The organism is Hydrogenovibrio sp. JE_KL2, assembly GCF_009296185.1.
GTDB lineage: Bacteria > Pseudomonadota > Gammaproteobacteria > Thiomicrospirales > Thiomicrospiraceae > Hydrogenovibrio.
The window spans coordinates 46,912-59,838 of record NZ_WBJR01000004.1; the positions used below are offsets into that span (position 1 = coordinate 46,912).

The 12,927-nt window shown below is 47.6% G+C and carries 8 protein-coding genes; all 8 read right to left on the reverse strand.

Features of this window, described 5'->3' with window-relative positions:
- Positions 1-16: 16 nt before the first annotated feature.
- On the reverse strand, positions 17-2,827 hold the full coding sequence (locus F8R13_RS07995) for a nitrate reductase (protein ID WP_152833416.1): 2,811 nt from the start codon (positions 2,825-2,827) through the stop codon (positions 17-19).
- 276 nt (positions 2,828-3,103) lie between these two features.
- Positions 3,104-3,427 carry a nitrite reductase small subunit NirD gene (gene nirD, locus F8R13_RS08000; protein WP_152833418.1) on the reverse strand — a complete coding sequence of 108 codons (324 nt, stop codon included), beginning with the start codon at positions 3,425-3,427 and terminating at the stop codon, positions 3,104-3,106.
- Between the two features lie 90 nt (positions 3,428-3,517).
- Positions 3,518-6,085: a nitrite reductase large subunit NirB gene (gene nirB, locus F8R13_RS08005; protein ID WP_253806399.1), complete on the reverse strand. Its 2,568-nt coding sequence runs from the start codon at positions 6,083-6,085 to the stop codon at positions 3,518-3,520.
- Between the two features lie 11 nt (positions 6,086-6,096).
- Positions 6,097-7,365, reverse strand: a complete 1,269-nt coding sequence (locus F8R13_RS08010; RefSeq protein ID WP_152833420.1) for an NAD(P)/FAD-dependent oxidoreductase — start codon at positions 7,363-7,365, stop codon at positions 6,097-6,099.
- Positions 7,366-7,396: 31 nt separating this feature from the next.
- On the reverse strand, positions 7,397-8,191 hold the full coding sequence (locus F8R13_RS08015) for an ABC transporter ATP-binding protein (RefSeq protein ID WP_029909657.1): 795 nt from the start codon (positions 8,189-8,191) through the stop codon (positions 7,397-7,399).
- Positions 8,192-8,219: 28 nt separating this feature from the next.
- On the reverse strand, positions 8,220-9,218 hold the full coding sequence (locus tag F8R13_RS08020) for an ABC transporter permease (protein WP_152833422.1): 999 nt from the start codon (positions 9,216-9,218) through the stop codon (positions 8,220-8,222).
- A 178-nt stretch (positions 9,219-9,396) separates the two neighbouring features.
- Positions 9,397-10,803: an ABC transporter substrate-binding protein gene (locus tag F8R13_RS08025; RefSeq protein WP_152833782.1), complete on the reverse strand. Its 1,407-nt coding sequence runs from the start codon at positions 10,801-10,803 to the stop codon at positions 9,397-9,399.
- A gap of 389 nt (positions 10,804-11,192) precedes the next feature.
- Positions 11,193-12,920, reverse strand: a complete 1,728-nt coding sequence (locus F8R13_RS08030) for a bifunctional protein-serine/threonine kinase/phosphatase (RefSeq protein ID WP_152833424.1) — start codon at positions 12,918-12,920, stop codon at positions 11,193-11,195.
- Positions 12,921-12,927 lie beyond the last annotated feature (7 nt).

The window sequence follows — 12,927 nt, forward strand, 5'->3', positions numbered from 1 at the left end:
CACCTCCAACGACCGGTTAAACCAACTCGGTCACTTCCATTAAAGTTTCTTGTAAAATTTCTTGTAGTTCAGGCACACAACTGCCGCAGTTGGTTCCCGCTTTTAATGCCTGACCAATGGCTTCCACCGAGGTCAGATGATCGTTTTGTATGGCTTCGACAATGGTGTTGAAACCGACACTGAAGCAAGAGCAGATAATCTTGCCGACATCCTTCGCACCACTGGCTTTTCCTGCCAGTAGACTTCTTCTTGCCATTGATGCCAGTTCCTCCTGCTCGAACAACATGCCCAACCAATCGCGACTTAGCAACGGCCAAGGTTTACCCGTTGAGGCGCTTTCCTTATCCACCGGCGCAATAAACATCACCGCTTGCAGACGGTTGTCCGACAAACACGCCAGACGGATTTGCTTACGGTTGGCATCTTCATATTCCATCCAATCCAACTCGTCGATTTGTTTGTCATGGCTCAGTTCGGACTGCATCAAAAGAGCTTGAAAAGCCTGCAAATTACTTTGCAAATCAAAGTTACCCGCCAACTCGTAGCGATAGAATTCCTGCCCCTTGATCTTCACCCAGTAAAGTTCGTCACAAGCATTGGTTGCTCGCATCAACTGGGCAGTGATCTCTGACATATCCATGGCGACTCGGCTTAATACCACTGCCTGCCAACGGGTGTCGAACGCTTCAACTTTTACCACTGAATGCTTGGATTCAGGTTGGCCGGACATGGGGTCGACGTTCGGCGCCACCAGGATATCGACCTTGCCATGACTGGTGTATTGATTGGTCCAGTGCATTGGCGCAAACACTTCTTTTGGTCTTTGCGCATCGTTGATTTCTACACGCCCGATAAACACACCCAGCTCGTTGGATGCTCTTACCAGTCCATCCTTTTGCAAACCAAGTGCCTGTGCATCCATGGGGTTCAAAGACAAGTAGGGTTCATCTCGGTGAGCCATCAATTTTCCGGTTTTGGCGGTACGGGTCATGGTGTGCCATTGGTCACGAATACGCCCGGTATTGAAGACAAAAGGCTTGTCTTTAGTTGGCAGACTCTTTGGCGGCATTGGCGTAATCGGAATCAAGCGCGCTTTACGGTTTGGAGTAAAAAATAAACCGTCTTCAAACATTCTTTTGGTGCCTTGAGGATTGCCTTGTGCATCTTTCGTCACCACAGGCCACTGGATAGGATTCAAATCAAGGTAATCTTCTTCGCTTAAACCCACCAAAGCAGACAAGTTAAAATCACGTAAAGATTGTCCTGCACCAGACCCATTTTCAAAGGCCGATAAACGTGCATGCTCATCAAAGATGTCTGCCGGAGAGGCATAATCGAACGCTGAGGCGAAGCCCATACGTTTTGCCACTTCGCAAATCAACCACCAATCGGCTCTTGCCAAGTCTGGACCTTGCATGAATTGACGTTGAATAGAGATGGTACGGTCTGAGTTGGTAACGGAACCTGATGTTTCCCCCCAAGTCAGTGCCGGCAGCAGAATATCGGCAACCTCGGTGGTATCGGTACTTTGCATACAATCTGAGACCACCACCGTTTCGCAAGCTTGAAGTGCCGCCTTGACCGCATCGGCGTTCGGCATGGAAACGGCTGGGTTGGTGTTCATAATCCAAATCGCTTTAATCTTGCCGTCCGCCACGGCTTGGAACATATCCACCGCTTTCAGGCCTTCTCGCTTCGCCATGTTCGACGCCTGCCAAAACCGAGCAACACGGTCGGCGTTTTCAGCCTGAGTGAAATCCATATGCGCCGCCATCTGATTTGCCAAACCACCGACTTCACGCCCACCCATCGCATTCGGTTGCCCAGTAATGGAAAAAGGCCCTGCCCCTTCATAACCTATTTTGCCGCCCGCCAAATGACAGTTGATGATGGCATTGGATTTATCCACCCCACTGCTGGATTGATTCACGCCTTGCGAATAAAACGTCACCACCTTGCGATTCTCTGCAAACCAAACAAACCATTGCGCCAAATCCTGTTCACTGACATCACACTGCTCGGCAACTGAAGCAATACCGTTTTGTTCGCTGGCTGCCGCCAACGCCTCCTCAAAACCTTCTGTGAAGTGCTTGATATAATCGGCATCCACTGCGTCAGTGGACACCAGATAATTCAACAAACCATTGAACAAAGCGGCATCCGTCCCCGGACGTACAGCCAAGTGAATATCGGCAATGTCACAAGTCGCGGTACGACGTGGATCAACCACCACCACTTTCATATCTGGGTTGGCTTTTTTCGCCGCGGCGATGCGTTGATAGACAATGGGGTGCGCCCAAGCGGCATTGGAGCCGACCAGCGTAATCACATCTGCCTGCTCCAAATCTTCATAACTACATGGCACCGTATCCGAACCGAATGCACGCTTATAACCCACCACAGCAGACGCCATGCACAAGCGGGAATTGGTGTCGATGTTTGAGGTGCCGATAAAGCCTTTCATCAACTTATTGGCAACGTAGTAATCCTCGGTCAGCAACTGCCCTGAAACATAAAACGCCACGCTGTCAGGGCCATGCTCGGCAATTGTCTTTTGAAAACGTGAGGCCACTTCTGTCAAAGCGGTTTCCCAATCGACCACTTCACCGTTAATTTGCGGTGCCAGCATTCTGCCTTCAAAGTCCAGCGTTTCGCCCGTGGCCGAACCTTTGACACACAAGCGCCCAAAGTTGGCAGGGTGCAGCTTGTCGCCAACGACTTTCACTTTGCCCAGTGTCGATGTCGGCGTGACATCAATGCCGCAACCAACGCCACAATAAGGGCAGGTGGTTTTGATGGTGTTTGGCTTTTGTTCAGCGGATTGCATTGTTCAAATTTTCCTTTGGCATCCGTTCCGCGCCTCTTTTCAAAATTTCAGAAGCCCTAAAACGCAAAAAGGCCCACCTGGCCTTTCGACCAAGTGAGCCTCATAACTCAACTATTAACTATGTTTAATATTAGCTGGATGTATTCCAGTTACAGACAAACACTTTACTTTCAATAATTTAGCGTATTTTTCATACTAAATAGCGTTGCCTTTTTAAGTCGCAAAAATCCCCAAAATACAACTTTTGCACCAAGTCAGCGCTCATTTTGATAACAATCAACTGACGGCGACTTCTACTGTTTCACCCACCACTCTCGCAGGATAGACTGAAATCGCAATCCCTTCCTTGTCCAAACATTGACCGCTTATCAAGCTGTAATGCTCTTTGTGCAGGGGAGATGCTACCGTCAACTCGCCTTGGCGGTCACCTGTCATACCACGAGACATGACATTGGCTTGCCCCAAAGGGTCATAGTTATCAATGGCATAAACTTGCCCGTCGATATAGAACAATGCGACTTGCTTGTTATTCACCAATGCCGCAACACCGGCATCCTTCACCAAGTCGTTTACCGAACATACTTGTAAAAACTCGCTCATTTCTTATTCCTATACTTTGCTGTTTCGCACCCCCAACCTGGTAGATTTTGAGGCTTTGTCACAAAAATCTGCCAGGTTGGGTAATGGGTCTTAAACCAGTTCTTTGACTTGAACGGCGATACCTTCCAATTTGTCCGCTTCGTTTGCAGGGCGGATTTGGCCGCGCTCAAGGACAAACAACTGCTCCGCTTTCTCTTCACTATTGACGAAAGAACGGAATCGCTTGCGATACTCATCCGACTCAATGGCACGTTTCCAGTCACACTCATAGGTGTCTCTGATACCTGCCATTTGCGCTTCCAAAGCAGCCCCAATGCCCAATGAATCTTCAATCACCACTTTACGCAGATAATCCAAGCCACCTTCCAGATTTTCCATCCAAACTGAGGTACGTTGCAGTCTGTCCGCTGTTTTGACGTAGAACATCAATAAACGATCGACATACTTGAAGACGTCTTCTTTGCTCAAATCCGTTGCGAACAAGCCGGCGTGACGAGGTTTCATGCCGCCGTTTCCACAGACATACAGATTCCAACCATTTTCGGTCGCGATCACACCAATATCCTTCGCCTGAGCTTCGGCACACTCACGGGTACAGCCTGAAACGCCCATCTTGATTTTGTGCGGCGAGCGTAATCCTTTGTAACGATTTTCCATATCAATCGCCATGGTGACAGAATCATCCACCCCAAAACGACACCAAGTCGAACCGACACAAGACTTCACCGTACGCAAAGCTTTTGCATAGGCTTGCCCAGACTCGAATCCGGCATCTATCAGAGTTTTCCAGATATCCGGTAAATCGTTCATCTGCGCACCGAACAACACGATGCGCTGACCGCCGTTGACCTTGGTGTATAGCTTGTATTGCTTTGCAACTTCGCCCAACACAATCAATTTGTCAGGGGTGATTTCCCCGCCCGGTACACGCGGAATCACCGAGTAGGTACCGTCTTTTTGCATGTTGCCTAGGTAGTTGTCATTGGTATCCTGAAGAGGAATCTTGTCAGACTCCAATGCATAGCTGTTCCATAGCGAGGCAAAGATGCTACCCGCCGCTTGTTTACAAACCGGACAACCATGCCCTTTACCATGCTTTGTTAGCAAGGTATCGAAACTGTGGATTTCCTCTACCTGACACAAGTGATACAACTCTTGTCGGGTATAGGCAAAGTGCTCACAAATATCGGTATTCACTTCAACACCGCGTTTGGTCAATTCGGCATTCAAGACATTGGTGACCAACTGGGTACAACCGCCACACCCGGTACAGGCTTGGGTGGATGATTTGATATCTGCCAGCGTTTGACAACCGGCATCCACGGCTTGAATAACATCGCCTTTGCTGACGGCATAGCAGGAGCAAAGCTGTGCAGTTTCCGGCAAGGCATCCGGGCCAAACAGTTCAGAGGCACTGCCATCACGGTTCGGCAGTATCAATGCATCTGGGTGTTCGGGTAGCGCCATGTCGTTCAACATCAGCTGCAGCAGATTACCGAAGTCTTCAGCATCCCCTACCAACACCGCACCCAATAGTTTTTTGCCATCCGGCGTGACGACGATTTTCTTATAGATTTCTTCAGGTCCATTTTCGTAAAGATAAGACAAGGCATTTTCGTCATTACCATGCGGATCACCAATAGAAGCGACATCCACGCCCATCAATTTCAATTTGGTACTCATGTCCGCGCCGGTAAAGGCGTTTTGCTTGAGATTCAATTGATCGACCACCACTTGCGCCATGGCATAGCCCGGTGCCACCAAACCGTAAATCATGCCTTCGTGTAACGCGCATTCGCCAATGGCATAAATCAACGGGTCAGACGTCTGGCAAAGGTCATTGATGACAATCCCGCCGCGAGCGCCCATTTCCAAACCACATTGTTTCGCCAATTCATCACGTGGACGAATCCCAGCCGAGAACAACACAATATCCGTTTCCAAAGATTCGCCATCAGCGAACTCCATGCGGTTCAAAGCTTCTTCACCATCCACAATCTGCTGAGTCGCTTTACTGGTATGAACTTTCACACCCAGATTTTCAATCTTTCGCTTAAGTAATGCCGCGCCCCCTTCATCCAACTGCACTGGCATCAAACGAGGGGCGAACTCGACAACATGGGTTTCCAGTCCTAAATCTTTAAGTGCTTTAGCGGCTTCCAATCCAAGCAGACCACCGCCGACGACAACACCTGTTTTGCTCTTTGACGCCATGGATTGAATCGCATCCAAATCTTCAATGGTACGGTAGACCAGACAACCGTCGCGGTTATTGCCATCAATCGGCGGTACAAAAGGATAAGACCCGGTTGCCAATACCAAACGGTCATAAGACAGAGTTTGGCCTTTTTCAGAGGTCACCGTTTTCGCTTCTCTATCAATGCCGACAATCTTGTCGCCCAAGATGATGTTCACACCATGTTCTTCATAGAAACCGGCAGGTACCAAGCAAAGGTCTTCTGCCGTTTTGCCAGAAAAATAGGAAGACAAATAAACACGGTCATACGCCAATCGGCTCTCTTCACCAAACACCGTCACGTCGTAGTTTTGATAGGCTTCGCTTTTCACCAGTTTCTCTATGAAACTGTGGCCTACCATGCCGTTTCCGACCACGATTACTTTGGTTTTATTTGCATTATTCATCTCTACAACGCTCATCTGCACACCCCTTACTCATAGCCCTGACCGAAAATCAGGGTATCTCTTAAATTGCTAATATCCACTTGGGCTTTAAGTTTGTCGAATAGCCAGTTGGCATCCGTGACATCACCGAATAACAACGCCCCCACCAGCTTGTTGTTCTGTAATACGAGCTTCCGATAGATTTGCTGAGCTTTATCACGAAAAACGATAATCTCTTTTTCACTCTCACCATCTTTACTAGCTTGATCGGCAATCCCTTTGAAATCCCCTGCGGAAAACAGGTTAATCCCTGTCACCTTCAACATGGTTGAGGTCCGTGATCCTTGGTAGTCTGCCTGACAATCCATCAACACTTGCGCCAGTACTTCCGCCTGCTCGTAAAGTGGTGCCACCAACCCGTAAGTCTCGCCACGGTGCTCGTTACATTCCCCCAAGGCATAAACATTGCCATTGGACGTTTGTAACTGATCATTCACCAAAATGCCTTTATTCACATCCAAACCGGCTTTGCTTGCCAATTCGATGTTTGGGCGAATACCCACCGCCATCACCACCAAATCGGCAGAGATTTGCGTGCCGTCATCAAACTGAACCGCTTCGACTTTGCAATTACCCAAAATTGCTACCGTATTGGCACCCATCTTGAAATTCATTGCGGGAATCTCATCATTCCCCGTTTCGAGTTTTGCTCTGAGAAGCTCACCGGCTTCTTCATCCATCTGCATGTTCATCAACACCTGACTACGATGCACAACCGTGACCGTCATGCCACGTTTGAGTAGCCCGTAGGCAGCTTCCAATCCCAACAAACCACCACCAATCACCACCACATGCTGCTGGGTCTGTGCAACGGAAATCATGGCTTCCACATCACGAATATCGCGAAAGCTGACCACACCCGGCAACTCAGCTCCAGGAATCGGCAACATAAAAGGCTTTGACCCGGTGGCAATCACCAACTTGTCGTAAAAATAGGTTTCACCACAAAAGGTGGTCAGCCTTTTTGCACGAATATCTATCGCCGAAATTTGTTTACCGATATGGATATGAATGCCATGGGCTTCAAACCAATCTTCATCATGCGTCATGATGTCCGATACGGTTTTTTCACCCGCCAATACCGGTGACAGCATGATGCGGTTATAGCCGCCGACAGGTTCTTCATTGAACACTTCGATTTCGTAGGCAGGTGTTTTAATACCCTCTCTAGAGGTCTCTTGCTCTAGCTTGAGCAAATGCTCCAGAAAACGCGTTCCCGCCATACCTGCGCCGATTAAAATTAACTTCTGCGTCATTTCAACCCCCGGTTAATTCAATAGGTGAACCTTAGTGTTCAACCTTGCGTTGCTTCTCATACAAGAAGCGCAATACTTCCGAACGATAATGGTTATATTGCGGGTCATCCGCCAGCGCTAAGCGGTCACGAGGATGCTCCAACTCAACATGTAAAATCTCGCCGATGGTGGCTGCCGGCCCGTTGGTCATCATCACGATACGGTCAGACAGCAACACGGCTTCATCAACATCATGGGTAATCATGATGACGGTGTTGTTCAAATCCTTCTGGATCTCCATCAACGAATCCTGAAGATGCGCACGGGTCAAAGCATCCAACGCACCGAACGGTTCATCCATCAGCATGATTTTCGGTTGCATCGCCAAAGCACGCGCAATCCCCACACGTTGTTTCATCCCACCGGAAATCTCATCCGGGCGTTTGTGCATGGCGTGATCCATGTGCACCAACTTCAAATTGTGTTCGATCCATTCTTTCTTTTCCGCTGCAGACTTGGTTCTTTTGAATACCTGATCCACCGCCAACTCAACGTTTTCATACGCCGTTAACCAAGGTAATAACGAATGGTTTTGAAATACTACCGCTCTTTCCGGACCTGGAGAGTTGACTTCTTTACCGTCCAACAGCACGCCGCCCTCAGTCGCTTCATACAAACCGGCTACGATATTCAGTACCGTTGATTTACCGCATCCTGAGTGCCCGATAAGGGAAATAAACTCGCCTTGTTCAATTTTCAGGTTCACATCCTGCAAAGCTCTAAACGGCCCTTTCGGTGTGGGAAACTCGATGCCGACATTGGTGAGTTCTAAGTGAACTTCTGACATATTTTTCTCCTTTAAACTCTATGGACGCTTAACGCAACGCAACCGATTTATCCCAAGACACCGCACGCTGAATCATCAACATACCTCTGTCGAGAATAAACCCAACAATACCGATGACAATCACCGCCACCATGATGCGTCCTAAAGAGTTGGTGCTCCCGTTTTGGAACTCATCCCATACAAATTTGCCAAGCCCAGGGTTCTGCGCCAACATTTCCGCGGCAATCAATACCATCCAGGCAATCCCTAATGAAATACGAAGCCCTGTGAACATCATTGGAATCGAGCATGGCAACACGATTTTTCGAACATGCGTCCACCAGCTCAGTTGCAACACCTGACTGACGTTTTTCAAATCCTGCGTCACAGTCGCCACACCGGCTGCGGTGTTGATGATGGTCGGCCATAGACAACATAACAACACGGTAAACATCGAGTTTAAGAAGGCCTTGTCGAACATCGGATCGTTGGAGGTATAGACAGCGGAAACCACCATCGTCACCAAAGGTAACCATGCGAGAGGTGAAACAGGCTTGAAAATCTGAATCAACGGATTCATCGCCGAATAAGCGTTAGAACTCAGCCCGATGATGATACCGATAGGAATCGCAATCAAAGATGCCAAGATGAAACCGCTCATCACCGTAATCAAACTACGACCGATTTGATCAAAAAATGTTGGTGGACCGACATAATCACGGATGCGAACTTTCGCATCTGGATTCTTTTCCAGACGTTTGGCATTGCGTTCTTCTTGTCGCTGATAAAACGCTTTTTCTTTTTGCGCCTCAGCTTTTGCCTCGTCTTCCAACGCGACAAATTGTTGATAGGTTTGAACAGGTCCTGGGAACTGTCCTAATGAGGTGTGAATGTGGGAAGAGGCACCCTGCCAAAGCAGAAGGAAAACTAATATCCCGGCAAGCGGCAACCCGATGCTACGAATCATCGTGTTGATCTGACCTCTGCGGTCCTCTCCGATAATGAGCTTGTATAGCGGCTCAATAAAAGACCATTTAAGTGGATTCATAAGCATTCACCTTTGAATAAAAAGGACATTGACCGGTTCTTCGCGTTACGAGAGGTTAGCCGACAGTAGTAGCAATTAATCGGATCACCCAATCGATAAGGAAGCGAATGGCGTCTTCGCAACGCTCCCAGTCAATGTCAAAGTTGTTGTTAAAGTTAGTGTTATTAAGTTATTACGATTACGGTTGTTGCTTGTCTTTCAAACCGATTTTCAAGCTATCGATGTAGGCATTCGGTTTTTTCGCATCGTATGGGATGTGATCCATGAAATCGTCACGCACACCTCGGTAACCATCGGTTGTGAAAACCGCTGGATCGAAGTCAGACTTCTTCATTTCACCGTCAGCAATCAAAGACTCAACCGCTTTCTTGTAGATGTCAGGACGATAGACTTTTTTCGCCATGTCCTGATACCAGCTATCTGGTTTATAGGTCGGAATCTGTCCCCAACGACGCATTTGCGTCATGTACCAGATGGCATCCGAATAATAAGGATAGGTTGCGTTATAACGAAAGAACACGTTGAAATCCGGCTCTGAACGCTTATCCCCTTTTTCATACTCGAAAGTGCCGGTCATCGAGTTGGCAATAACCTTGTAATCCGCACCGACATAGTTCGGTTGAGATAGGATTTTCACCGCCGCAGGACGATTCTTGTTGTTCTGTTCATCCAACCAGTAAGCTGCACGAATCATTGCCTTCACGATACGGATGGTGGTGTTTGGATACTTTTCATAGAAGTCTTCTCTCAAACCGAAGACTTTTTCCGGGTTGTTGGTTTCGATGGAGTTATCGGAAATCACCGGCACCCCAATGCCTTTGAATACGGCTTGCTGGTTCCAAGGTTCACCCACACAGTAACCTTCAATGGTTCCGGCTTCCATGGTGGCTGGCATTTGAGGGGGTGGCGTAACCGATAGCAAAACATCCGCCCCGATGGTGCCCGAAGTATCACCTTTTTGTGGCGCATACAAACCTGGGTTTAAACCACCGGCTGCCAACCAATAACGCAACTCATAGTTATGCGTCGAGACCGGGAATACCATCCCCATCTTGAATGGTTTACCTGCGTCTTTATAGGATTTCACCACTGGCTTCAAGGCGGCGGCACTGATTGGATGAACTGGCTTACCGTCTTTCATTGGCACATACTTTTTCATCGCTGCCCAGGTTTTGTTGGAAACCGTAATCGCGTTTCCGTTCAAATCCATTGAGAGAGGCGTGATGATATGAGCTTTGGTTCCGTAACCGATAGTTGCAGCGATTGGTTGACCCGCCAACATATGCGCACCGTCCAACTCACCGTCAATCACGCGGTCCAACAATACTTTCCAGTTAGCTTGCGCTTCCAAGTTGACATAAAGCCCTTCATCTTCAAAGTAGCCTTTTTCATAAGCGATCGCCAAAGGCGCCATATCTGTCAGTTTGATAAATCCGAATTTCAAATCTTCTTTTTCCGGTGCGCCCAACTTATCCGCAGCATAAGAAAGCGGTGAGTAGGCAACTCCTGACAAAGACATTGCCGTTGCTACGGCAAGCGTTGTTCTCTTCAAAAAATTTCTGCGACTCAACTTTTTCGATGTCATGTTCATTTTTGTCATTTCCATTTCCTTTAGGGTTGTTCCACATGTCTTGCCTGATTCGCCTATAAGACGCCGCTGTCTTACGCTCGTCCGTTTTCATTAATTCAGAGCATTCAAACCATGAAAAAAAACCAAAAAAAAACGCCCACAGAATCCGTCAATGTTCCATAACGAGATTCTGTGAGCGTCTATACTCTAAATTAATTTTGATTCTTAATTAGAAAGCTTCAAGCCAAACTAAAATATTCACAACATTTACAACAACTTAACCAAAATTAACGCTAACATCCTGTGTGAATTTACTCCCCATATTTCAGCAATTGCACCTAAACATGCACCAAAATAAATCATGTCTATCGAGAGAAATAAGCGATGTTGATGCTGAGTCGATACTACTTAATCAACAAATACAGCGTTGATAAAAAGAGCACAAACGAAACCCCTTTCCAAAAAAGGACAGGGTTACGTTCCATTAAAGGTGCTCGCGTTTTGTTTAAAAATGCCAGGTTGGGGTGTCGTAAATCGAAGATGAATTCCGATATTTCACGGTATCTTTTCAATGGGTCTGGTTGTAGTGCTTTGCGCAAAGCTTCATCTATCCAAACAGGGGTATCACGATCTTCTTCCAGCACGGAACGATAGCTCAGTTTTCGCTGGTCAGCTCGAGTACGAATCTTCGCAACCTGCGTACCATAAGGCAAGCGCCCTGAAAGCAATTGATAAGCAATAACCGCCAGAGAAAATTGATCGGACCTTGTAGACCCCGTTTCACCAACAAAATATTCCGGCGCAGTGTATTGTGCAGTACCCAACAAATCTGGCTGATTCAAAGGGTTGGCAATTTCCGTTAGACCTGCGACACGTGTCGAACCAAAGTCGATGATTTTCACCGTACCACTTTGGTCAATCATGATGTTGTTGGGGCGAATATCCTGATGCAGCATTTCCAAACGATGAAATGCCCGCAATCCCTTAGCGATTTGTTCGATGATTTTGCGCACCGTTTCGACATCCGGCTTAGGGTTGTCCAACATCCACTGAGCAAGCGTTTGCCCTTCGATATACTCGGTGGTGATATAAAGGTAATGTCGTTTGCGGCTTTGAACACTGGGCTTTAAGACATTTGCATGGTCAATACGCCGCGCAATCCACTCTTCCAGCAAAAAACGTTGCAAGTAAGCGGCATCTTCACGCAAATCTATCGACGGGACTTTTAACACGACCTGTTGCTGAGTTTCCAAGTCTCGCGCCAGGTAAACATGGCTACGGCTGCTGTTATGAATATCGCGGAGGATTTCATAGCCGTCAAACTGCATTCTCGCTTCCAACCTTGGCGGAAACGGCAATGCCGTCATTTGCTGGTAGACTTCGCTCTCATCATAGTCCGGCAAGGTTTCTACTCGAAGCAGTTGCACCGTGAGATTGTCGTCACTGCCCTGATGGTAGGCTTCGTCTGCGATGGCTTTTGCGGCTATATCCAAGTCGGCGACATATTGTCGAATCAACTCGACCATCTTGGTTTCATTCACAAATTCGTAAATGCCGTCTGTCGCCAGCACAAAGACATCTCCAATATCCAAGCGATGGGTTTGATAATCGACTTCCAACTGGTCGTTCACACCCAATGCACGGCTGAGAAAACTTTCTTCTTTTGACAACCAAGTGCGATGGTCTTCGGTCAGTTGTTCGAGGCGGTTTTGTGATGCAGCAATGCGATAGATGCGGCTGTCTCCGGCATGAAAGAGATGAGCGGTCGTTGATTTGAGCACCACACTGCTGAAGGTGCAGACATAACCTTTATCTTTGTTGTAACGATATTGGCTACGGCGGGTTTGTGCAAACAGCCAGGAGTTGACCGCCAGCAAGACACTTTGCGCTGAGGTTTTCACACTCCAAGCTTCAGACGTACTGAAGTAATCGGTTAAAAATCCTTTAACAGCGGTCTCGCTCGCAACCTGGCTCACTTGACTGCTACTGATACCATCTGCCAAGGCAATGGCAATACCTTTGGAACTTAATAAGGGTTCTTCAGGAATCAAACTTCCATAAAAATCCTGATTAAGTGCCTTCCGACCTTTGTCAGAATATTGTCCGATAGAAACGTTTAGTTGCTTTGTCATACAAAAA

What these genes read in the sequence shown, in the direction of transcription:
- F8R13_RS07995 (WP_152833416.1), bottom strand. Translation starts at nt 2,827, where the DNA reads ATGCAATCCGCTGAACAAAAGCCAAACACCATCAAAACCACCTGCCCT.
- nirD (WP_152833418.1), bottom strand. Translation starts at nt 3,427, where the DNA reads ATGAGCGAGTTTTTACAAGTATGTTCGGTAAACGACTTGGTGAAGGAT.
- nirB (WP_253806399.1), bottom strand. Translation starts at nt 6,085, where the DNA reads ATGAGCGTTGTAGAGATGAATAATGCAAATAAAACCAAAGTAATCGTG.
- F8R13_RS08010 (WP_152833420.1), bottom strand. Translation starts at nt 7,365, where the DNA reads ATGACGCAGAAGTTAATTTTAATCGGCGCAGGTATGGCGGGAACGCGT.
- F8R13_RS08015 (WP_029909657.1), bottom strand. Translation starts at nt 8,191, where the DNA reads ATGTCAGAAGTTCACTTAGAACTCACCAATGTCGGCATCGAGTTTCCC.
- F8R13_RS08020 (WP_152833422.1), bottom strand. Translation starts at nt 9,218, where the DNA reads ATGAATCCACTTAAATGGTCTTTTATTGAGCCGCTATACAAGCTCATT.
- F8R13_RS08025 (WP_152833782.1), bottom strand. Translation starts at nt 10,803, where the DNA reads ATGACATCGAAAAAGTTGAGTCGCAGAAATTTTTTGAAGAGAACAACG.
- F8R13_RS08030 (WP_152833424.1), bottom strand. Translation starts at nt 12,920, where the DNA reads ATGACAAAGCAACTAAACGTTTCTATCGGACAATATTCTGACAAAGGT.